20 protein-coding genes are annotated in these 20,806 nt (G+C 72.2%); 7 read left to right on the top strand and 13 right to left on the bottom strand.

Going from position 1 to position 20,806, the window contains the following annotated elements; translation table 11 throughout:
- Positions 1-94 precede the first annotated feature (94 nt).
- Positions 95-739: a dihydrofolate reductase family protein gene (locus tag ETU37_RS11040; RefSeq protein ID WP_129987387.1), complete on the top strand. Its 645-nt coding sequence runs from the start codon at positions 95-97 to the stop codon at positions 737-739.
- 81 nt (positions 740-820) lie between these two features.
- Here ETU37_RS11040 and ETU37_RS11035 read toward each other — a convergent pair whose 3' ends face one another.
- Positions 821-1,636, bottom strand: coding sequence for a maleylpyruvate isomerase family mycothiol-dependent enzyme (locus ETU37_RS11035; RefSeq protein WP_206053876.1), 816 nt, complete (start codon positions 1,634-1,636; stop codon positions 821-823).
- Between the two features lie 205 nt (positions 1,637-1,841).
- Positions 1,842-3,020: a VOC family protein gene (locus ETU37_RS11030; protein ID WP_129987386.1), complete on the bottom strand. Its 1,179-nt coding sequence runs from the start codon at positions 3,018-3,020 to the stop codon at positions 1,842-1,844.
- A 78-nt stretch (positions 3,021-3,098) separates the two neighbouring features.
- Between ETU37_RS11030 and ETU37_RS11025 the strand changes: the two genes are divergently transcribed.
- Positions 3,099-3,302 (top strand): hypothetical protein, encoded by a 204-nt coding sequence (locus ETU37_RS11025; protein WP_129987385.1) that lies wholly within the window; start codon positions 3,099-3,101, stop codon positions 3,300-3,302.
- A gap of 118 nt (positions 3,303-3,420) precedes the next feature.
- Positions 3,421-4,437, top strand: coding sequence for a rod shape-determining protein (locus tag ETU37_RS11020; protein WP_129987384.1), 1,017 nt, complete (start codon positions 3,421-3,423; stop codon positions 4,435-4,437).
- Positions 4,438-4,456: 19 nt separating this feature from the next.
- Here ETU37_RS11020 and ETU37_RS11015 read toward each other — a convergent pair whose 3' ends face one another.
- The gene (locus ETU37_RS11015; RefSeq protein ID WP_129987383.1) at positions 4,457-7,384 is read right to left on the bottom strand and encodes an FtsW/RodA/SpoVE family cell cycle protein; all 2,928 of its coding nucleotides are present in this window, start codon (positions 7,382-7,384) and stop codon (positions 4,457-4,459) included.
- Between the two features lie 6 nt (positions 7,385-7,390).
- Complete coding sequence (locus tag ETU37_RS11010; protein ID WP_129987382.1) at positions 7,391-8,659, bottom strand: hypothetical protein; 1,269 nt, start codon at positions 8,657-8,659, stop codon at positions 7,391-7,393.
- 304 nt (positions 8,660-8,963) lie between these two features.
- Here ETU37_RS11010 and ETU37_RS11005 point away from each other — a divergent pair, with 304 nt between their 5' ends.
- Positions 8,964-9,233: a hypothetical protein gene (locus tag ETU37_RS11005; RefSeq protein ID WP_129987381.1), complete on the top strand. Its 270-nt coding sequence runs from the start codon at positions 8,964-8,966 to the stop codon at positions 9,231-9,233.
- 5 nt (positions 9,234-9,238) lie between these two features.
- Here the strand turns inward: ETU37_RS11005 and ETU37_RS11000 are convergent, their stop codons facing one another.
- The 4 genes from ETU37_RS11000 to ETU37_RS10985 all read right to left on the bottom strand — a co-directional run bounded on the left by ETU37_RS11000 (position 9,239) and on the right by ETU37_RS10985 (position 13,637).
- Positions 9,239-10,054 (bottom strand): DUF2182 domain-containing protein, encoded by an 816-nt coding sequence (locus ETU37_RS11000; protein ID WP_129987380.1) that lies wholly within the window; start codon positions 10,052-10,054, stop codon positions 9,239-9,241.
- A gap of 4 nt (positions 10,055-10,058) precedes the next feature.
- Positions 10,059-10,661: a DUF1326 domain-containing protein gene (locus ETU37_RS10995; RefSeq protein ID WP_129987379.1), complete on the bottom strand. Its 603-nt coding sequence runs from the start codon at positions 10,659-10,661 to the stop codon at positions 10,059-10,061.
- Between the two features lie 134 nt (positions 10,662-10,795).
- The gene (locus ETU37_RS10990; RefSeq protein WP_240755672.1) at positions 10,796-12,547 is read right to left on the bottom strand and encodes a SulP family inorganic anion transporter; all 1,752 of its coding nucleotides are present in this window, start codon (positions 12,545-12,547) and stop codon (positions 10,796-10,798) included.
- Between the two features lie 262 nt (positions 12,548-12,809).
- Positions 12,810-13,637: a CPBP family intramembrane glutamic endopeptidase gene (locus ETU37_RS10985; protein WP_165372496.1), complete on the bottom strand. Its 828-nt coding sequence runs from the start codon at positions 13,635-13,637 to the stop codon at positions 12,810-12,812.
- Positions 13,638-13,890: 253 nt separating this feature from the next.
- Between ETU37_RS10985 and ETU37_RS23185 the strand changes: the two genes are divergently transcribed.
- Genes ETU37_RS23185 through ETU37_RS10975 form a run of 3 tightly spaced genes read left to right on the top strand, consistent with a single transcriptional unit; the run spans position 13,891 to position 15,764 of the window.
- Positions 13,891-14,595: a hypothetical protein gene (locus ETU37_RS23185; protein WP_165372495.1), complete on the top strand. Its 705-nt coding sequence runs from the start codon at positions 13,891-13,893 to the stop codon at positions 14,593-14,595.
- A 5-nt stretch (positions 14,596-14,600) separates the two neighbouring features.
- Positions 14,601-15,422, top strand: a complete 822-nt coding sequence (locus ETU37_RS23180) for a CPBP family glutamic-type intramembrane protease (RefSeq protein ID WP_165372494.1) — start codon at positions 14,601-14,603, stop codon at positions 15,420-15,422.
- A 15-nt stretch (positions 15,423-15,437) separates the two neighbouring features.
- Positions 15,438-15,764 (top strand): GerW family sporulation protein, encoded by a 327-nt coding sequence (locus tag ETU37_RS10975; RefSeq protein WP_129987376.1) that lies wholly within the window; start codon positions 15,438-15,440, stop codon positions 15,762-15,764.
- Positions 15,765-15,786: 22 nt separating this feature from the next.
- Here ETU37_RS10975 and ETU37_RS10970 read toward each other — a convergent pair whose 3' ends face one another.
- The 5 genes from ETU37_RS10970 to ETU37_RS10950 form a co-directional block, all read right to left on the bottom strand.
- A complete protein-coding gene (locus ETU37_RS10970) occupies positions 15,787-16,695 on the bottom strand; it encodes a carbon-nitrogen hydrolase family protein (protein WP_129987375.1) in 909 nt (302 codons plus the stop codon).
- A 51-nt stretch (positions 16,696-16,746) separates the two neighbouring features.
- Positions 16,747-18,300, bottom strand: coding sequence for a lytic transglycosylase domain-containing protein (locus ETU37_RS23175; protein WP_165372493.1), 1,554 nt, complete (start codon positions 18,298-18,300; stop codon positions 16,747-16,749).
- A gap of 185 nt (positions 18,301-18,485) precedes the next feature.
- Positions 18,486-18,827 (bottom strand): DUF2200 domain-containing protein, encoded by a 342-nt coding sequence (locus ETU37_RS10960; protein ID WP_129987374.1) that lies wholly within the window; start codon positions 18,825-18,827, stop codon positions 18,486-18,488.
- Positions 18,828-18,902: 75 nt separating this feature from the next.
- The gene (locus ETU37_RS10955; protein ID WP_129987373.1) at positions 18,903-19,559 is read right to left on the bottom strand and encodes a response regulator; all 657 of its coding nucleotides are present in this window, start codon (positions 19,557-19,559) and stop codon (positions 18,903-18,905) included.
- Entirely contained in the window at positions 19,556-20,662 is a 1,107-nt protein-coding gene (locus ETU37_RS10950; RefSeq protein ID WP_129987372.1) for a sensor histidine kinase, read from the bottom strand. Before ETU37_RS10950 ends, ETU37_RS10955 begins: the two co-directional genes overlap by 4 nt.
- Positions 20,663-20,806: the final 144 nt, after the last annotated feature.

Genomic DNA, 20,806 nt, shown 5'->3' with positions numbered 1-20,806 from the left:
GGCACACGCATGGACTCGGTGGTACCGATCGAGGGTCGCCCCGCCGCGACGGGACAAAGCTCGACCGACATCGATTCGTCCTGGAGGAGAAGTCATGGCCAAGACGCGTGTGCACAACTTCTTCGTCTCGCTCGATGGCTACAGCGCGGGGACGTCGATCACCCACGAAGCACCGATCGGTGGGGCCGAACGGCTGTTCGCCGGCTTCGACGGCCGCGTCATCCACGGCCTCGGCGCCATCGACGACCCGATCACGGTCGACCGAGCACTCACCAGCACGTGGGGCCAGGGCATCGGCGCCGAGATCATGGGTCGGGGCAAGTTCGGTCCGCAGACCGGTGCGTGGACCGACGACGAGTGGCGGGGCTGGTGGGGAGACGAGCCCCCCTTCCGAACTCCCGTGCTGGTCCTCACGCACCACCCGCGGGACCCCATCCACTTCGGCAACGGGACGAGCTTCCACTTCGTCGATGCCGCGCCCGACGATGCGCTCGAGCGGGCTCTCGCCTTCGCCGACGGACGGGCCGTGCGCATCGGTGGTGGCCCCTCCACGGTCCGCCAGTTTCTCGCGGCTGATCTGGTGGACTTCATGCACCTGGTCACCGTGCCCATCACTCTCGGTGTCGGGGTCTCGATGTGGGAAGGGCTGGCCGAGGTCCAGGACCGCTTCACCATCGAGTCGGTGACGACGGCCAGCGGCCACACCCACCAGTTCTGGAACCGAACCACCGGTCGCTGAGCCCCGGCGAGCACAGTTCCACGTCACCTTCGACTGTGCGGAACCCGAGCGGGCCGCGCCGCCGCGGCCATCCGCGGGTGCTCAGATCCTGAAGAAGATGTTCAGGTACCGGTCGGCCACCGCGCGGTCGCCCCTGATCGTCCCCGCGTTGCTGCGGCCGAACGCGGTGAGCACGAAGCTCCCGGGGTCGAACTCCAGCACGGTCAGGTCGCCCACGTCGCCCGCGGCGTACGAGAAGCCCTCCCTGGTCAAGGAGACCCGGGTGTCGCCGGCGTTCGGGCCGGAGGTGATGCGGATCCCGATCTCGCACTCGTCCTCCGGGGTGACCGGGTTGATGGTGTACTGCCACAGCACGAACATGAACGGCGTCAGCAGGTCGGCGGCCTCGCCCGTGAGACCGTGCGCCCGGCCGCTCCCCTGGCGGGCGTCCCAGGAGTGAACGCCGTAGTCCATGAGCTGGAAGGCCGGGTAGAAGAACGCCGGCAACGGACCCATGTAGAAGTGCGAGACCAGGAGGTCGGTCCAGTCCTCGTCCGTCAGCGCGTCGAAGGTCTCCATCATCTTGTCGAAGTCGGTGCGGGCACGCTCGACGAGCTCCTCACGCGGGACCGAGCGGAACGCCTGCGCCATCTCGTCGCACCGGTCCGCCATCCCGGGCAGGCCGTAGGGCGGGTCGACCTCGGTGTGGTTCCGGGCAGCGTCGAACGCCGGGAAGTAGGACTCCGTCGTGTCGACCAGGTGACCGACGAGGTCCCGGACCTCCCAGTGACCGGCCCCGGTCGGAGCCTGCCAGGCCGCCTCGTCGTCGACGAGGTCGAAGAACTGCTGTGCTTCCTGACGGACGACCCGGAGGATCGTGCCCTTGGCCTCCGGGGTCATCGCGTTCCACGTGCCCATTGTCCGTCTCCTTGCGCGAGGAGCCATCACTGTGGAGCCGGACCCGTCCGGCGCAGACTGCCTGGGCCACCGGATGCCGGATGCCGGATGCCTGGTCAGTCGTTGGTGAACGTCCTCCTCACCGTAGGTCGCATGCGGACCCGCGACCCAGGGCTCGATCGGGTCATTCTCGCCGTTGCCTCGCGCCCGCAGGTAGTTCGCGGGCTCAGGTCCCGGTGACGATCACCAGCTCGTTGCCTTCGGGGTCGGCGACGCGCCGGCGATCCTCCGACTCGTCGAGGAGACGGCCGCCGGCGGCGATGGTCGAGGCGAGGCGCGCCCGGGCGACGTCCGCCGGCACAGCGAGCTCGACGTGGATGCGATTGCGCTGCCGACACCGTTCCGTCTCCGAGGCGTCGATCTCCTGGAACACCAGGACCGGGTTGAGCCGCCGTGGGTCGTGGATGTCGCTCACCTCGGTTCGCCGGTCCTGGGTGTATCCGAGTGCGGCGGCCCAGAACGCGCGGACCGCGGCGACGTCTGCGGCGTCGAGGAAGAGCTGGACGAAGCGCGGCAGCGCCGGATCGGCGGTGGCCCCGAGCCCGCGCGCGGCGGTCTGGAGGTTTGCGGCGAGGTCGGTGAAGTCGAGGTCGAGGCCGTGGGCGTCCTCCTCCGCCTGGTCCTTGCCGCTGTCGAGGATCACGAGTCCGGGGCGCAGGTCGACCAGCAACGGGAAGCCGGCGTCGTCCGCCAGTTGTCCCGCTGCGGCGGCCAGGTCACGCTGCTGCGTCGGCGAGGCGACGCGGTAGCCCGCGATCGCGCCGAACACCGTCTGCCAGTCGGAGGTTCCTGCCGTCTCGCCGAGCGGGTCGCCCGGCACCAGGTCGACCTCGTTGCCGTCGGGGTCGGCGTGACAGACGCCGTAGGGTCCCGACGCCTCACCGGGACTCGCCTGCATGACCGCCGCGGCGGGCCGCACGACGTCGAGGTGGATGCGGTTTCGCAGGTGTCGTGGCTCGTTCGACTGCCGGATCCGGATCGCGGGGTCGCGCTGCCACGGATCCGCCAGGCCGCCGTCCTCGGTGGGCGCGTAGTCGAGCACGCCCTGCCAGAACTGCCGCACCCCCGCGGGGTTGGCGGACTCGAGCACGACGCTCAGGTGCTGCAGTACGGCGGGGTCGGCGCTGAGCCCGAGATCCCGGGCGGCCCGCGACACTGCCTCGGCGTGCTCGTCCGAGTCGAGGCGCACCCGCAGACCTGTCGCGCGGAGGTCGACCAGGATGCCGGCCGACAGCTCCACGATGCGCCCGGCCAGCGAAGCCCCCGCGCTCAGTGACGGCGCGTCGAACCATGCCGTCACCACGCCATCGACCGTCCGCCAGTCCCCCGTTCCGATCCCTGTCACGTCGGGCACTGTAGGCGTTCGACCTGAAGATCGTCGACGATCTTGAGCGGGACCGAATGTCAGCATATGCTGACACCCGTGAAGACGTCTCTCGGCACGGACGACGACGGCGGGGTCGTGGGTGAGCTGGCTGCCGTGGCGGCGGCCAAGCGAGACCTGTCGCGTCGAGAGGAAGTCGCGGTGCGCCGGGCCCGTCACAGCGGTCTGAGCTGGGCCGAGATCGGCGTGCTCCTCGGCGTCACACGTCAGACGATCCACCGGAAGTACCGCAAGGTCGGCTGACCCGGCGACGACGCGTCCGCCGGCCGAGGCGGCCGATTTCTGGGTCGAACGACCCGGTGCGCTCGGCCGCCTGTCGCCGTACCGTGGATGCCACCGCGTCGCCCCGGGGAGGGCCCACATGACCGGATTCGGAATCGACCTCGGTACCGCCAACACGGTGGTCTGCCACCAGCGCCACGGGGTGGTCCTGGACGAACCGTCGGTGATGGTGGTCCGGGTGTCCGAGACGCGAGCGAAGCGCGTGCGACCGGTGCTGCTCGGACACGAGGCGCGTGACCTGATGGGCCGCTGCCCCGTCGGGCTCACGGCGATGCGGCCGCTCCACGACGGCGTCATCGTCGACCTCGAGGCCGCCCGGGCGTTCGTGGTCGGCGTGCTGGGCATGCTCGCCGCACCCGCGTGGCGGCGGATCCGTCCGCGTGCGGTGATCGGCGTACCGGCGGGCGCCACGGCACTGGAGCGGCGTGCCCTCCTCGAGGTGGCCGACGAGGCCCGGATCCGGTCGCCCTTGCTGATCCCCGAGCCGATCGCCGGAGCCGTGGGGTGCGGGCTCGATCCCCTCGAACCGCGGGCGCGCATGGTGCTCGACATCGGCGGGGGTACGTCGGAGATCACCGCGTTCTGCTACGGCGGCGTGCTGTCCCACCGGACGTCGCGGATCGCCGGTGACGAGATGACGCTCGCCCTCTATCGCTACCTGCGGGCCGAGCACCGGCTGCTCGTCGGCGAGCTGGCCGCGGAGGCGCTGAAGTGCCGGGTGGACTCCGACCAGGGTCCCTCCTCGGTGGTGCAGGGCATCGACCTCGGCACCGGGAGACCGCGGCTGCTGACCCTGGAGTCCGAGGAGGTGCTCGAGGCGCTGAAGCCGACCGCCGACGCGATCATCGCGGCCCTCGCCGGCGCTCTCGACGACCTGCCACCGCAGGCTGCCGACGACATCCTCACCGACGGGCTCACGGTGTTCGGCGGCTCCAGCCTGCTCCGAGGCTTCGACAAGCTCGTCGAGTCCGAGCTGGCCTTCCCGGTGCGGATGGCGGATCGGCCGTTGACCTGCGTGGCCGAGGGCGCCGCCCGCTGCCTGTCCGACCCGGACGTGGTGCGCGCCTACGAGACCGCCTTCCTCGACGCGGCCTGAGCGAGCCGGCTCGCGGGCGTCACCCGCGCTTCGCGTGGCGGGTCCCGGTCCCCAGGATCTGCCGCTCGTGGGCGAAGAAGTACTCCATCACGGGGAGCACGACGACGCCGGACGTGCTGACCCCGTGACCACCACCGCGGACGAACGAGGTCGCCACCATCCGTGGGCGCGCGAGCGGGGCGGCCGCGGTGAACCACGAGTCCGGCGCGCCGTTGGGGGCCGACGGGTCCTGGGAGGATCCCGTCTTGGCGCCCGCCCTGACCGGGAGCGCGGTCAGGATGCTGGCGGTTCCGGAGGTCGCGGCCAGCGCCATCCCCTCGCGCACCGGCCCGAGCCGGTGGGCGTAGGCGAGCCGGCGCGGCCGCGGCCACGCGATCCGCGTGAAGCCGTCCGCTCCCCCGCCGTACGCGAGGCCGAGATGGGGTGTGACCACGGCACCCGTGGCGATCCCGGCGGTCCAGAGGGCGTCCTGCAGCGGCGTCACGGCGAGATAGCCCTGACCGATCCCGAGGATCACGGTGGACCCGGGGTACCAGGTGCCCCCCGCCCGGGAGATCGAGGCCGGGGTGCCGAGGTAGCCGCCGGTCTCGCCCGGCAGGTCGATGCCGGTCGGCCGGCCGACGCCGAGGCTGCGCGCCGTGCGGATGATCGGCCAGGGCCCCAGGGCCCAGGCGAGCTGGTAGAAGTACACGTTGTTGGACCACGAGATCGCCTGCATCAGGTTCTGCGCCGGCAGGCTCATCCAGTTGCCGAAGGTGTGGTCACCCAGGGTCCAGGCGCCGCCGCCCGGGAGCACCCGGTCGGGCGGCACCACGCCGGATCGCATGCTCGCGGCGGCCACCACCAGCTTGAACGTCGACCCTGGCGGCGCCGCCACCTGCGTCACGTGCTCGAGCATCGGACTCGCCGGGCGGCGTTCCAGCCGCGCGAGTGCCCCGCTGTCGACCGGAGGGCCGAAGACCCGGTTGTCGTACGTCGGCAGGCTCGCCATGGCCAGGACCTGACCGTTCCTCGGATCAAGGACCACCGACCCGCCGAGGTCCCCGCGCGGCTGCCCCGGCACGCCGCGGAGCACCGTCGCCAGCTCCCGGGAGAGCTTGTGCTGCAGACCCAGGTCGAGGGTGAGCCGGAGCGTGCTGCCACGTCGGGGTGGCGTGTAGGGGCCGAGGGCCATCGGCGTGCCCGCGGGTGTGACGTAGACGCACTGCCGCCCGTCGATGCCACGCAGGATCGGGTCGTAGACCTGCTCCAGTCCGGCACGGCCCACGGTGGCGCCGAGCGGCAGGTCGGGCCAGCGCTCCATCTCGACGGGAGTCGCCACGCCGGTCCACCCCAGCACGGCGCCCAGCGAACCACCCTCCGGGTAGCGCCGGCGTGCCTCGGGGATGACGAACACTCCCGGCAGCCCGGCCTCGCGGACCCGCCGACCGGCCGCCTTCGGAAGGGTCGCGATGGTGAGGTCGAGGCTGGAGGGGTGCCGGTCGAGCAGCCGGCGCACGCCATGGACGGGCCGCGCGGTGAGGGCCGCGAGGACGGGTACGTCGTCGGGCTGCACGAGCGCCGGAACCGCCGCCACCCGGTCGCGCCGGACGACGACGGCGAGGGGGCTTCCGTGCCGGTCGGTGATGTCGCCGCGGGCGGCGGGCACGCGCGTGCACCGCAACATCTGGCTCAGGGCGGCCGCACGGAGCTCGGACCCGTCGATGGCCTGCAGCTGCCAGACGTAACCGACCATGGCGAGCAGGGCGGCGGTGACCGCGAGGGCGGTGGTGCGCAGCAGCCGCGGCCGCAGGGGGTCGAGCCCTCCCCTGCGCCAGAGCCGATGCGTCTCCCCGTCGGCGCGGAGCGCGAGGACGAGCCCGAGCGTGGCGATGTGCACCGTGGCCGCCGTACCGCCGTAGCTGAGCAGCGGGAACGGCACCCCGGCGGTCGGGATCAGACCGAGGTTGCTGGCCACCGAGACCGCGACCTCCACGCTCACCAGCGCCGCGAAGCCCGCCGCGGCGAGCGCCGCGGGGCGGCTGAGTGCCCGACGGCTGGCACCCACGACCCGCCAGACGAGGACGGCCGCGGCGAGGACCGCCAGGCAGCCGGCGAGGATCCCGTGCTGCTCCACCAGGCTCGCGAACGCGAGGTCGGTCTCCCGGCTGGGCAGGTAGAGCGCCACCAGCCGGTGCAACGGGTGCTCCGTGCCGCCGGTCAGGCCGCCCCAGGCCAGCGCGATGTGCATCTGCAGGATCGACCAGCCGGAGCCGTTGACGTCGGTCGAGCCGCTCAGGAAGGCGTTGAGCCGCTCCTGCTGGTAGGGGTGCAGCCACTGCTCACCGAACGGCAGCAGCAGAACGCCGGCGACCAGGATGAGCACGAGCACCTTGAGCGGGATCCGGCCGAGCACCAGCATCGTCGCCGTGAGCGCGCACAGGACCGCGGCCGTGGACAGGTCCGGCTGGGTGACGATCAGAGCGATCGGGAGGGCGACGACGGCCAGGGCCGCTGCCAGACGGCGCGGCCACGGTCTGTCGGTGGCGAGCACCTGGGCCAGCACCAGGACGAGCCCGAGCTTGGCGAGCTCCGAGGGCTGCATGGTGAACGAGCCGAAGGCCAGCCATCGCCGGGCGCCGTTGGCCGTCGTACCCCCCAGGTCGACCGCTGCCAGCATCACCAGGCTGACCAGGTAGCAACCCCACCCGAGCCAGCGGAGCCCGTCGGTGCGCCAGCGCCGCAACAGCAGGAAGAGCGCCACGCCGGCGACATCGACGACGAGCTGGTGCCGGATCAGGGCCTCGTCACCGAGAGCGGCGAGGTTGGCCAGCCCGAGGCCGGCCAGCACGACTATCGCTCCGACGGCGAGAGGATCGAGGAGGGCCGCAACCGGGAGCTGCTCCGGTCGGTTCGTCCTCGGGCGGGACCGGTGTGCGCCCAACAGCCCGCGTTCGACGCTGAGCACGGCGGATCAGCACTGCAAGGAGGCGCCGGCGACCGGCACGGGCCGCGACTGGGCGCGGGCCGGTGTGGTCGTCAGTGCGGTGAGGGCGAGCCGCCGGCCCTTCGGGACGCGGACCGACGAGCTGGCGTAGACGGTGGTCCAGCCGGGTTGGGCGGTCACCGTGACCGGACCCGACCAGGTGATGCCGGGCCTGCAGACGCGGGCCGCTCCCACCTTCCAGCCGACGGTGCGGCTGATCGATGCGGGCCGGAAGTGCACAGTCACCGTCACGGGGCAGAGCGAACCCGGTCGGCAGCTGCCTGCGCTCTGCAGGACGACCCCGGTGACCGGGCCGGCCTGGCGAGGCGCGACGGACGCGACCGCCTGCGCGCGATCCCGGTCCGGCTTCTGCGGAGGCTTCCCGGAGGGTTGGTCGGGGGCCGTCGTGTCCGGTGCAGCAGGGTTGTCCTCCCGGCCGAGCGACCCGGCGAAGTCCGAGCCCGGCCCGTTCAGGACGACGTACCCGCCGACCGCCAGCACCGCCGCCAGGACCAGGGCGACGAGCACCGCGCGACCCTTCGTACGTCGGCGCAGCAGGACGCGGCTGCGGCGACCTGCATGGCTTGCCGGGGGTCGCGGCGGTGCGGCGCGGTTGAGGTCGGCGGCGCTCCTCGCCGGAGCCGCGGAGCGCACCGGTCCCGGGGCCGGGCGTTTCTCGGCGCCGACCAGGACGCCCGGAGCGACGTGGCCGAACGCGGCGACCAGCGCCGCGAGCTGTCGTGTGAGCCGCTGTCGAGCCCCGGGACCCAACGTGTCGACCAGCGCCCCCTCCAGTGCGCGGGCCCGCGCCTCCGGATCGAGCAGCGGGTCGGCTGCCGCCTCCTCGAGACTGCGCAGCAGCACCAGCTGGTCGGGCTTCGGGTGCGCCGGGAGCCTGCGGGCGCTGTCGAGCAGCTGCTCGATCAGCTCGGTGACCGTCGTACCCGCACCGGCGGCCGAGCGAGTCACGCCGATCTCACCGGCCGGGGTCAGCGTCACGCCGGCGAGGCGGGTCCCGGCCGGGGAGCTGCCGTTGCCCGCGCCGTCGAGTCGGGCGGCCTCGATCAGCTGCACCGCCAGGAGCGAGGCCTGCGCGGGCGTCAGCACCGCGACGGACAGCAGGCGGTCGAACGCCACGGGTTCGACGGATCGGACCTGCTCCCCCGCGCTCACCTGGTCGGTCGGAAGCTCGTGCTGGACGGTGCGTTGCGTGGGCACCGGCGTCGACGTGGTTCCGGGCGCCGCTTCCTGGGTCATGCGATCACCAGCTTCCGCAGAACAAGCCGTCGGCGGTCCCCCGTCGGGCTGTCGAACCGCGCGATCTGAGTGTCAGTGTGCGGCCGAGGTCGGCTGAGTTTCCAGAGTCCTAGGGCCCGATCCGGGCAGTCAGGTCATTTTCCGTAGGTCCGGGTCAGGTGACGCCGCGACCACGTAGTCATGTCGCGTCATGGCCAGTAGCCCCTTCCGGCATGGCGGGCGGCAGAGGGAAGCGAAACGATGGAGCCGCGCAGACTCGCCTGTCTGCGTGCCGATCTCGGACTCACGGATCCAAGGAGGAGTGATGCCGACGATCATCGTGACCCACGACGTCACCGACACGGACCACTGGCTCGCGTCGCCGAGGCGCGAGGACATCCTGCCCTCGTTGGGCGCCAGCAACATCCGGACGTTCGTGAACCCCCGGGACAGGACGAAGGTCGGACTGGTGATGGACATCGCCGATCTCGACGTCCTGTTCGCTGCCCTCGAGAACCCGCCCGACGAGCTGTCCGAAGCGATGAGCTACGACACGGTCCTCCCAGAGACGATGGCGATCCTCGTCTCGTCCTGAACCGATCAGGGCCCCATCGGTGACATCGAGGGCATCGGGCTCTGGCCCGGGACAGTGAGCCCGGGAAGCGTCTCGGGGGCAACCAGCATGAGCAGGCCCAGCACGACCAGGACGATCGTCGTCCCGTACGTCGCCACGCGACGCCACGGGAGCGTCTTCTCGATCGCGATCAACCCCGCGACCACGGCCATCCAGGTCACGCTCATCACGCCCAGCGCGAACAGCGACGCCATCAGCGCCCAGCAGCAACCGACGCACCACGCTCCATTGCCGAGTCCCATGCGAAACGCACCCGACCACCCGGCGCGCCAGGAGCCGAGCAGCGTGCCGAGGGGGCTGCGGCACTTCCCCAGACAGACGTCCTTGAGGGGCGTCAGCTCGTAGCCGGCGGCCACCAGCAGCGTCACCCCGGCGACCTCCTGCCCGGCGTTGTCCCACGTCAGGGTGCCGTGCGCGGCTTGCGTGGCGATGAGCGCGATCACGAACGCGACCACGCCGGCAGCGGCCCAGGTGGCGAGGTAGCCGGCGGTGAAGGCCACGGGTAGAACGCGCGACCTGCTCATCCGTGCGTACAGCGCGACGGTCGGGGAGACCGACGGGAACATCATCGCCGCCATCATCACGACCCAGACGCCGAGGAACCAGGCGAAGGTGCCCAGAGCGGTCCAGGGCCCGTCGTCCATGCCGCGCATCTCGCCGACCGTCCACCACCAGCCGATGGCGGCCAACCCGAAGAGGACGGCGACGATCCCCAGGTGGACACGCGTCGCGGCGTACGCCGGCCGGAGGCTCGAGCCGGCGTCCGACCCAGCCGCGGTCATGATCTCAAGCGGCCCAGGAGAAGCTCGAGCTCGAGAGGCCCGTCTTTCCCTCGTAGGTGATGCCGAACGCGTTGATCCTGCTGCGCTTCGCCTCCGCCATCACCAGGTCGGACCCGACCGGGTGGAACATCCCGGCGAACCGCACCGGCTCACCGGTCTCGACGCCGAAGGGCACGATGTCCTGGACCTGGAAGTCGATCACGTCGCCCACCCGGACGCTGTGCAGCAGGCCGTCGTCCTCGATGTCGATCGCCGCGCGCTCCACGCCGAGCACCTCCCCGACCAGTGGTGCGAGCCCGGCCATCGGCCCACCCAGCTGACCACCGAAGACCTGGACCAGCTTGTCGAGCTGCTCGTCGGATGCGTCCTCGTCGACGAAGAAGGCGACGCGCCAGTTGCCGTCCGTCATCACCTTGGGGGTGTCGGCGATGAAGACGACCTTTCGCCCGGCCACGTCGGTGCCCTCCACCGAGCCTTCACGGATGCTGAAGGCGAGGGTCGCGCGGCAGAAGTCGTAGGTCGCGCCGTGGTCGAAGGACAAGTTGCACGGGCACATGAGCTCGCAGGAGCAGGTCTCGCTGTAGCTGCCGGCCAGGTTCCACGCCATCGGACTCCCCTTTCGCCGCCCCCTTCCGGCCAGTGTCACGCCGGGCCGAACAAGGCGTCAACGGCTTCGTGGGCGCCCTGCCCGGAGGCACCGGCGTTGTTCGAACGACGGGGAGTCGCATCTCGGCGTCGGCGTCAGTCGAGACGGTACGGGCTGGCGCCCGCGGTCCAGCTTGCGCCGGTCTCGGCTTCGTACGCTTCGACGGCGGTGCGCACGGTGGGATAGAAGCGGTTGTCCCGGATGTTGTGGGTCAGCTCGTACCGCTCGATCTTCTGCCGGACGGCGTCCTTCAGCTCTGCGAACACGAGGCGAGTTCCGCCTGCCGCGAGATCGGCGTCGAGGTCCTCGAGCATGTCGGCCGCGGTGGTGTCGACGTCGGTGATGGGTTCCGCGGCCACGATGAGCCACGTGGGTCGCGGTTCGGTGTCGACGATGCGGCGCACCTGGTCGCGGAACGTGCGCGCGTTGGCGAACAGCAGCGGAGCGTCGAAACGGTAGATGGCGAGGCCAGGGAGGTGCTCGGCAGTGGGGCGGTACTCCGTGTCGTGGAAGCCGCGCATCCCCTCGGTCCGGCCGAGCATGGCCTGGTGCGGCCACCAGACCCGCCGGAAGACGTTGAGGATCGACAGGAGCACGGCGACCGCGATCCCGTAGAGCACACCGAGCAGAGCGACGCTGAGGAAGGCGACGACGGCGAGCACGAAGTCGGAGCGGCGTTGACGACGCAGTCTCCGCACACCGGCAATGTTCGCGAGTGACAGCGACGCGGCGATGACGACGGCGGCGAGCGCCGGCTGCGGCAGGTTGCGGAGAAGCCCGGGTGCGACCACGAGCAGCCCGACGATCGCGGCGGCGCCGACGAGGCCGGTCAGCTGCGTCCGTGCGCCGCTCTGGTAGGCGACGGCGGTGCGGGAGCCGCTGGTGCTGACCGGGAAGCCTTGGAACAGTCCGGCGGCGAGACTGGCTGCTCCGACGCCGACCATCTCGCGGTTTCCGTCGACCTCGTCACCGGTCTTCTCGGCGAACACCGACGCGGTCGAGATGGTGTCGGTGAGCGAGACCAGCGCGATCCCGAGCGCGCCGGCGAACAGCAGGGCCAGGTCGGCGACGGGCACGCCCGGGATCGTGAACGGCGGGAACCCGGCCGGCAGCTCGCCGACGAGGGAGACGCCTCGCGCCTCCAGGTCGAAGACGGCGACCGCTGCGATCGCCAGGACGACGGACGCGAGGACACTCGGGAAGCGGGGCCACAGCCGCTGCAGGACCAGGATCAAGACCAGGCACGCCACCCCGACCGCGAGCGCGGCCGCGACGGTCTCGCCGTCCTGCACGGCTCGCACGAACGCGACCGCCTCGTCGATGAGCCCGCTGCCGTCGACGGAGAAGCCGAACAGCTTGGGCAGCTGGCTGACGAGGATGGTCAGCGCGAGTCCGTTGACGTACCCGATCTGGGTCGGCCTGGAGAGCAGGTCGGCGACGAAGCCCAGCCTGAACACGCCCGCGAGCACCGTGATCGCGCCGACCATGAGGGCGAGCATCGACGCGTACGCGACAGCCGCATCGGGGTCGCCGCCGGCCATGACGAGCGGGAGGACGGTCGCGGCGATCATCGGGCCGAGCGCGGAGTCGGGGCCGAGGACGAGGACCCGGGACGGTCCGAACAGCGCGTACCCGACGAGGCCGAGGATCGTCGTGTACAGGCCGGTGATGGGTGGCAGGCCGGCGAGCTCGGCGTACGCCATCCCTTGGGGGACGAGCAGCGTGGTCAGGACGACGCCGGCGACGAGGTCCTTGCCGAGCAGCGCGGGCCGGTAGCTCCTCAGCATGGCCAGCCCCGGAACGGCGCGCGCGACCGCGGCCCAGCGGGTTGCCGCCGGCGCCGTCACGTCCAACCTCCTCGAGTCCCGCAGCGAGGCCACCTGCCGAGGACAGCGTCCGGGCGGTGGGAGCGGACCGCCTGATCCGGGTGAGGCACGATCCCCGCCTCAGGTTGGTGTGCCTGGGAACCATGGTCGCCGTCATTGTGATCGTGCTGCTCGTGGCGCTGGTCGCGTTCGGCGCACACCGGCAGCGGCGGACGCGCGCCCGGGCTACCGGGACACACGGACAGCATCGACGTGCAGAAGCACGACCGCGGGTAGGACCGGGTCACCCCGAGCTGACGCGCCGCGTGGGCCCGGCCACACCCGGACCTTCGGCGGTCGTGGGGCGCGAGGCTCCCGCGACAGCGACGACAGCCACCGCCGCGAGGACGTACACGGCTGCGTAGCACCACCAGGCGGTGACGTCGTACCGACTCGGGAACTCCGGCATGAGGAACCTCGCGGCCGTGTTGATCGCGGCGTGGAAGAGGATCACGACGGGCAGGCTTCCGCGGGTGCGGTTGTACAGCCACGTGATCAGCACCGAGTACGCCAGGACGGCGAGCAGGTACGGCGCCGGCTCCCGCTCCGAGGAGTCCGAGACCAGCTCCGGCAGGTGCCAGAGCGCCCAGACCAGCCCCAGCGCCAGGGCAGCCGACAGCGCGGCGTGGTCCCGCTGCATCCTCGGGAGCGCGAAACCGCGCCAGCCGACCTCCTCGAACAGCCCGACGATCACCGCCGTGGCCACCAACGAGGCGAGGACTCCGCTCCAGTCCGAGTAGACGCCGAGGCCCGGCGACGGGGCGCCTGCTGCGACCGCAACGGCGCCGGCGAGAGCAGTCAGGACGAACGGTCCGACCAGTGCCACGACGTACCACCGCGGCCGGACCCGCCAGCGGCCGAGCTGTGCCACCAGGGCCAGGACGCCTCGCCATCCCCCGCTCACGGCCGTCACGATCAAGGCGGCGCCCAGAGGGCCGAACGGCACCAGCGGCGAGCTGTCCGCATTCAGCAGCACCAGCGGCCAGAGAGCCCAGGACAGCAGGAAAGCCAGGAAGAGGAACAACCCCAGCTCGTGTCGCGTGGTCCAGCTCCGAACCGACATCGCGATCATCCCCGACTCCTCGACCGGCGCGAACGCAGGCACCTGACGACCAGCATCCGTCCGCCGCGGAACCCCCTCCATAGCGAGGTCGGACCGTCCCAGGCATGGACCGCCTCGCCCATGTCTCACCCCTCACGGCGGCGGCAGGGACCAGACCGACTACGCCATTGTCCCCAGGGGGCAGCAGCCACCATGGGCCATTGCCGAGCACGAGCCGGCGTCACGACACTGGGAGTGCCCGCGGAGCGATCGGGAGGTCGGGATGGATCCGCGACCGAGCAGATGGGTTCGTGCAGGTCTCCTGGGTCTGCCCCTCTACGGCCTGCTGACCTTCTGGACCACACTCCACCCGCAGCCGGACCCGAGCAAGCGGTACGCCGCCTGGTCCCGCTACGTGACCACCGACGAGTACGTGCTCAGCCACGTGGTCGGCAGCGGGCTCGGCACCAGCCTGAGCATCCTCGGCGTGTTCGCACTCGCCGTCCACCTGGCCTCGACGCGCGCGGGGAACGTCGCCCTGCTCGCCATGGTCGTCGTGGTCCTCGGGCAGACCTTCTTCCTGATGATCATCGGGATCTCCGCCGTCGCCGCCCCGTTGGAGGGGCAGGCCTACCTGGCCGGCATCGAGGGGGTGCCCGACCTCCCGACCACGACCGCCTCGGCGGCGCAGGGCGTCATGGGGTTGCTCGTGCTGGTGCTGGGCTTCGTGGGGAACGTCCTGCTCGGTGTGGCCATCTGGCGGTCCGGGGTCCTCCCCCGGTGGACCGCAGCGGCCTGGACGGCGGCGGCGCTGCTGATGTACCCGTTCGGCCTCCTGGTCGCTGCCACGGTGACCGGCAGCACCCCGCGGACCGTCCTCGTGGGCGCGCTGCTGATCACGGCCAGCGGCGGATGGATCGCCTGGGTGGTCCAGCAAGGCGCCTCCCGCGCGCAGCTCCCGCTCCTACCGCAGCCAAGCGGCCACTGACCGCGATGGCGACCACATCCACGCCCCACGACACCGTCGAGCGACGTAGCCGGGTTGCCCGGTGGATCGTCCGGCACCCGATCGCCGCGTTCCTGGTCGGGGCCTACGGCTTGGGCATCCCCCTGCTGACGGTTCGCACGGCAACCACGTTCGCGACCACCGCACTCGGGTTCGCCTTCACCTACGTGGCGCTGCTGGGGTCGGCTCTGGTCGTCACCTGGGTGACCGGCGGCGCCACGGGCGTCGGACGGTTCGGGAAGCGGTTCCTGCTGTGGCGGTTCGGGTTCGGCCGGTGGGCCTTCGTCGTGCTGGCCCTCCCGGCGCTGACCGGCGCCATCGCGGCGCTCACGGGCACATGGCGACTGCCCGCAGGAGGATGGCCGGCCCTGGTGAGCGGCTATCTGCTGCAGACGTTCCTCTACGGCGCACTCGAGGTGAACCTGGCCGAGGAAGGAGCCTGGGCCGGCCACGTCCAGACCCTCCTCGCCGCGCGGCACGGGCTGCTGGGCGGCGCGCTGCTCACGGCCCCGCTGTTCGTGATCATGCACCTGCCGCTGCAGCTCACGCCCGGATGGACGTGGGGCTCCGTGGCCGTCGGCGTGGCCGCGCTGGCCGTCATCGCACCGTTCTTCCGCTACCTGATCGGCGAGACCGTCGAGGCCACCGGCGGCAGCCTGCTCGCGGCCGGGATCCTCCACGCGTCGTTCAACGCCTCGGGCGAGCTGGGCTTTCCCGGCGAGTGGCAGTTCCTGCTCGCCCTGATCGTCCTCACCCTGATCGTGGGAGGGCTGCACCGGTACCGGGACTCGAGCCGCACAGATGGTTGACCGGGAGGAGAAGCCATGAACGTCAACGAGATCGTCGCCACGGCGAAGGACACGATCACCGTCAAGCGCATCTTCGGTGAGCCCTACACGCGCGACGGCGTCACCGTGATCCCCGTGGCCGCGGTGAGCGGCGGCTTCGGCGCAGGCGCCGGCACCGACGAGCACGGCCGGGACGGCGAGGGCGGCGGGTTCGGGCTCAGCGGCCGACCGGTGGGCGCGCTCGTCGTCAAGAACGGTGACGTCACCTGGAGGCCGGTCGTCGACCCCGCTCGCATCGTCACGGCCGCAGCCGTCGTCGCCGTCGCCTACCTGCTCACCCGGCGTCGTCGACCGCGCCGCTGATCACCGCGTCGATCCGCCGGCGTCAGGGGGACGACCTCGGCCACAGGACGTCGGCGCGGCTGTAGTGGCCGGCCGCGTCGAACCAGCGCTTGGCATGCAGCGTCTGCCGCAGGTCGCAGTCGGCGACGACGATGCCCTCGGCGTCGTACAGCGGGCCCGCGATCACCTCGCCGGACGCCGGAGCGACGACGGCCGCACCGCCCCGGCCGAAGACCTCGCTGTCCGGCAGCGGCCACGGGAAGTCGTCGCCGAAGCCGGCGCGCTGGATGTACTGCGGCACCGACACGACGAACGCGCCCGACTCGATCGCGATGTGCCTGATCGTGGCCTGCCACCCGTCGGAGTCGTCGGCGGTCGGAGCGAGCCAGATCTGCGGGCCACCCTGGTAGACGGCCCACCGGGCCAGCGGCATCCGGTTCTCCCAGCAGATCAGCCCTCCGAGCCTGCCGAGGCGTGTCTCGGTGACCTGGAGGTCGTCGCCGGTGCCGAGGCCGTGGAAGAGCCGCTCGTGGTAGGTCGGCATGAGCTTCCGGTGCTTGCTGAGCAGGCCGTCCGGCCCGACCAGGAGCAGCGTGTTGTAGAGGCTGCCGGGGCGCTCGAGCTCGCGCTCGTTGACGCCCATGGCGCAGACGACGTCGTGCTCCCGGCACGCGGCGGCGATCCGGTCGACGACGGGGCCCGGGGCCTCGACCGAGCTCGCCCACAGCCGCTCCCACAGCGCGTCGCCGTCTCCGCCCGGCAGGTGGGCCCAGGCGTACGACGGGTAGAGCGAGAGGAAGGTCTCGGGGAACACCACCAGCTGGGCGCCCTGCCCGGCTGCCTCCGCGAGGAGGCCGAGCGACTTCTCGAGGCTGGCCTCCAGGTCGAGGACCACGGGCATGGCCTGGACTGCGGCGACCCGGACGGTCGGCAACGTGGGCGCGGACTCCATGTCGGCAGGGTACGGCGCTCAGCCCTGCTGGGAACCCGCGCTAACGCCAGGTCACCCGAAGGTGGCGGGGGCCGACGGCTCCGCAGAGCCAGACGGTGCGACGGGGCCCGTCGGGGACGACGTCGGCGTCGGGTCAGAGGGCGGCGGATCGGACGGCGTCGGATCGGAGGACGGGGTCGGGTCCGAGGGCGGCGGCGTCGGGTCAGAAGGCGGCGGCGTCGGGTCAGAAGGCGGCGGCGTCGGGTCCGAGGGCGGCGGCGTCGGGTCAGAAGGCGGCGGCGTCGGGTCCGAGGGCGGCGGCGTCGGGTCAGAAGGCGGCGGCGTCGGGTCAGAAGGCGGCGGCGTCGGGTCAGAGGGCGGCGGCGTCGGGTCGGGGCTCGGAGTGGGGTCGTTCGGCGCGATCGGGTCGCTCGGCGCAACGGGGTCGCCGGGCTCGATGGGTGCGCCCGGGTCGTTCGGCGCGGCGGGGGGCTCGCCGGGCGCGGGCTCGGCCGAGCCGGGCGGAGGCGGGGTGGGTGACGTTCCGGGAGAACCCCCTCCGCCGGGAGGCGCGGTCGGCGGAGACGCGCCGGGCCGCGGCGGGTTTCCGGGAGAACCCGGGTTCGGACCGGCGCCCGGGCCGGGGCCGTCAGCGCCGCCGGGGTCACCAGGGACTCCGGGGACGCCAGGGACGCCGGGGTAGCTGGGGTCCGACTCGGCCGCGGGGCTCGACGGGTCGAGGGCGTCGGCCGTGCGTGCCGTCGAGACCGCCAGGTCGCGGGAGATCCGCGTGTACTGCACGGCAGTGAGCTCGGGCAGCTCGGAATCCACGAGGTCCAGGCCGTCGGCGGCGAAGGCCGCCTTCCAGGCCAGCACGAGACCGACGTACGCCGACGTGTGGTTGTACGCGAAGACCGCGTCGCGCAGCCCCGAACGTTCCGACAAGTCGTCGCCGCCGGCGCACAGGAACACCATGGCGGCGCCGGCGGCGTCCTCGATGTCCTGCGGGTTCCGTTCGCCGTCCGTGTCGAGGTCGACACCGGCGAGCCGCCAGCCGCTCGGGATGAACTGCAGGGGTCCCATGGCCCGGTCCCAGGTCGAGTCGCCGTCCCACTCGCCACCGTCCGTGTCGGGGACCGGGGGGAGACCGTCCGACCCGTCGAGCGCCGGTCCCAGCACCGCCGGGTCGGGCCGGTGGTCGGCGTCGAGCCGGTGGCCGGTCAGGTTGCCGGACTCGACCTGGCCGATCGCGGCGAGCAACGACACGTCGAGGCCGCACGAGGCCGGCGCCAGCGACACTGCTGTCTGGTAGGCGCCGAGCACGACGTCGTCGACGTCCACGGCACGGCCCGCGCGGGGCATCGGCGCGTCCGCGGCGCCCACGGTCGCCGACGCCGCCCCGGGAACCACCGAGGGGGCGACCGAGGCGGCACGAACGGCCACCGCACCCGTGTCCCGACCGGCCGCGGCACCACCGAACAGGAACGGCCCCAGCGCCGAGCCAGGCACCCACGCGACGAGTGCCAGGCAGACGACGCCGGCGAGCGCGGAGCAGGCGACCCCGGCGAGCAGCCGACGGGGCACCCGTCCGGACTGGACGTCGTCGCGACCCGAGTCGTTGAGCATGTGAGGTGTCCCCCTGGACGTGTGTCGATCTGGCCTGCCCCCGCCTCTCACCGTGCGCGACCGAAGGCCACCCGAACAAGGACCGTTCGGGTGGTCACTCGTGACTCTTTGAAGTGACGGGGATCTACGTCAGATGACGGGTGCAGGCCCCTGACCAGCCGGTTCGTGTCTCGCGCCGGCGGCCGTCAGGCCCGGAGGACCTTCTCCATCGCCTTTCCCTTGGCGAGCTCGTCGACGAGCTTGTCGAGGTAGCGGATCTTCTGCATCAGCGGGTCGTCGATCTCCTCGACCCGGACGCCGCAGACCACGCCGGTGATCGCCGACGCGTGCGGGTTGAGCCGCGCGTCGGCGAAGAAGTCCTCGAACGTCGTGCCCGCAGCGATGTGCTCGTCGAGCGCAGGCCTGTCGAATCCGGTCAGCCACTCGATCACCTCGTCGAGCTCGGCCTTCGTGCGGCCCTTCCGCTCGACCTTCGCCACGTAGAGCGGGTACACCGAGGCGAAGCTGGTGGTGAAGATGCGGCTCATGACCGCGAGGGTAGCCAACGACTCGCCTGCGACCGGCCCGTGCGAATCACCCCGTAGACCGCAGGCGAGTCGTTGTCAGGCGCCGCCGGGGCGCACCGCGCCGGACTCGTAGGCGAGGACGACGAGCTCGACCCGGCTCCGGGTGCCGAGCTTGGCCAGGATGCGGTTCACGTGCGTCTTGACCGTCGCCGAGGAGACGACCAGCGCCTCGGCGATCTCGTCGTTGGCCAGGCCCTGGGCGATCAGCAGGAACACCTCGTGCTCGCGCTCGGTCAGGCCGGCGAGCGCCGCCGGGCGACCCACGACGGGCGCGGGACCCCGGACGTGATGCTCGATGAGCCGGCGGGTGAGGCTCGGCGCCAGCAGGGCCTCTCCCGCCGCGACGGTGTCGATGCCGGCGACGAGCCGGTCGGGTGGGGTGGCCTTCAGCAGGAAGCCGTCGGCGCCGGCGCGGAGCGCGCCGTACACGTAGGCGTCGAGGTCGTACGTCGTGAGCACCAGCACCCGGCTGGGCAGACCCGACCGGGTGATCTCCCCGGTCGCCGCGATGCCGTCCATCACCGGCATCCGCACGTCCATCAGCACGACGTCGGGGAGCGTCCGTCGGACCACCTCGACCGCCTCCCGGCCGTCGGCCGCGACCCCCACGACGTCGCAGCCGCGGGCGGTCAGCACGAGCTCCAGCCCCTCGCGCACCAGCCCTTGGTCGTCCGCGACGACGACCGTCGTCACGAGCCCACCAGAGGCAGCGTGGCCCGGAGCTCGAAGCGACCCTGCTGCGGCCCGTGCCGCACGGTCCCGCCGAGCACCTTGACCCGCTCGGCGACGCCGAGCAGGCCGAGCCCGCTTCCCACCCCGGTGCGGCCGTCCCACCCGTTGCTCGCCGCGATCGTCAGCACCGCGCCGTCGGCGCGGACCGAGATCTCGGCACACCGGTCCGGCGCGTAGCGCAGCGCGTTGGTGAGCACCTCCTGCGCGATCCGGTACGTCGACACGTCCACCCCACCGGGCAGCGCGAGGCCGTCCGCCGGCAGGTCGGCCCGCACGTCGAGGCCGCGGTCGCGAAACTCCTCGACGAGCGCGGGCAGGTCGGCCAGGCCGGGCGCCGGACGCAGGCCGAGCTCGCCGTCCTCGTCGCGGAGCACGTGCAGCAGGCGGCCGGTCTCGTCGAGGGCCCGGCGCCCGGTGCTCGCCACGTCGCCGAGCAGCGCCTCGGCCCGCGCCGGGTCGATCCGGACGAGGTCCTGCGCGGCCGCGGTCTGCACTGTCATCGCGCTCAGCGAGTGGGCGAGCACGTCGTGGAGGTCGCGCGCGATCCGGTCGCGCTCCTCGCGCAGGGCGCGGTCCCGCTCGGCCGCCTGGTGCTCGCGCAGCTGCTGGGCCTGCACCGCGAGCTTGCGGGTGATCCGGCCGAAGACGTACGGCGGGAGCAGCAGCGTCGACACGAAGACCACGTCGGTGACGTCGTGGGTGCGGAGGTCGACCAGGGTGTAGTCGACGAGCAGCATGGCCGCCACCAGGGCGACGCCGGCAAGGCCGCGCAGGTCGTCGATGCGCCTCCCGAGCGAGTAGCAGGCCACGGCGAGCACGAGGATCGGGGTCGCGACGTCCTCCAGCCGGGGACCGAACCACGGCATCGCGACAACCGTCGCCGCAGCCACGGGGGCGACGACCAGCGGCCACCGGCGCCGTCCCACGAGCACGCCGCACGCGAGCACCTCCAGCGCCACGCCGTACTCCCACCCGGGCGGAGCGGCGAGCACGAGCTCGACGATGCCGAGCGCGGCAATCGCGGCAGGCACCAGCACGTCGAGCAGGTGAGGACGGCCGCGCACGCACGAAGCGTACGGCCGCGCGGCGTCCCGCGACGTCAATCCTGGGGTGGACACCGGTCCCACCTACACGCCGACGCGGACCCCGGCGGCGGCTTCCTAGCCTCGTCGCCAGGCGCGACGCCGGGTCGTGACGACTACCGAAGG

The sequence above is a fragment of the Nocardioides iriomotensis genome (assembly GCF_004168035.1).
Classification (GTDB): Bacteria; Actinomycetota; Actinomycetes; order Propionibacteriales; family Nocardioidaceae; genus Nocardioides_B; species Nocardioides_B iriomotensis.
This window is presented reverse-complemented; position numbering and strand designations above follow the sequence as displayed.

Coding starts and splice junctions, on each gene's coding strand:
- ETU37_RS11040 (WP_129987387.1), top strand. CDS start 95: ATGGCCAAGACGCGTGTGCACAACTTCTTCGTCTCGCTCGATGGCTAC.
- ETU37_RS11035 (WP_206053876.1), bottom strand. CDS start 1,636: ATGGGCACGTGGAACGCGATGACCCCGGAGGCCAAGGGCACGATCCTC.
- ETU37_RS11020 (WP_129987384.1), top strand. CDS start 3,421: ATGACCGGATTCGGAATCGACCTCGGTACCGCCAACACGGTGGTCTGC.
- ETU37_RS11010 (WP_129987382.1), bottom strand. CDS start 8,659: ATGACCCAGGAAGCGGCGCCCGGAACCACGTCGACGCCGGTGCCCACG.
- ETU37_RS11005 (WP_129987381.1), top strand. CDS start 8,964: ATGCCGACGATCATCGTGACCCACGACGTCACCGACACGGACCACTGG.
- ETU37_RS11000 (WP_129987380.1), bottom strand. CDS start 10,054: ATGACCGCGGCTGGGTCGGACGCCGGCTCGAGCCTCCGGCCGGCGTAC.
- ETU37_RS10995 (WP_129987379.1), bottom strand. CDS start 10,661: ATGGCGTGGAACCTGGCCGGCAGCTACAGCGAGACCTGCTCCTGCGAG.
- ETU37_RS10985 (WP_165372496.1), bottom strand. CDS start 13,637: ATGATCGCGATGTCGGTTCGGAGCTGGACCACGCGACACGAGCTGGGG.
- ETU37_RS23185 (WP_165372495.1), top strand. CDS start 13,891: ATGGATCCGCGACCGAGCAGATGGGTTCGTGCAGGTCTCCTGGGTCTG.
- ETU37_RS23180 (WP_165372494.1), top strand. CDS start 14,601: ATGGCGACCACATCCACGCCCCACGACACCGTCGAGCGACGTAGCCGG.
- ETU37_RS10975 (WP_129987376.1), top strand. CDS start 15,438: ATGAACGTCAACGAGATCGTCGCCACGGCGAAGGACACGATCACCGTC.
- ETU37_RS10970 (WP_129987375.1), bottom strand. CDS start 16,695: ATGGAGTCCGCGCCCACGTTGCCGACCGTCCGGGTCGCCGCAGTCCAG.
- ETU37_RS23175 (WP_165372493.1), bottom strand. CDS start 18,300: ATGCTCAACGACTCGGGTCGCGACGACGTCCAGTCCGGACGGGTGCCC.
- ETU37_RS10960 (WP_129987374.1), bottom strand. CDS start 18,827: ATGAGCCGCATCTTCACCACCAGCTTCGCCTCGGTGTACCCGCTCTAC.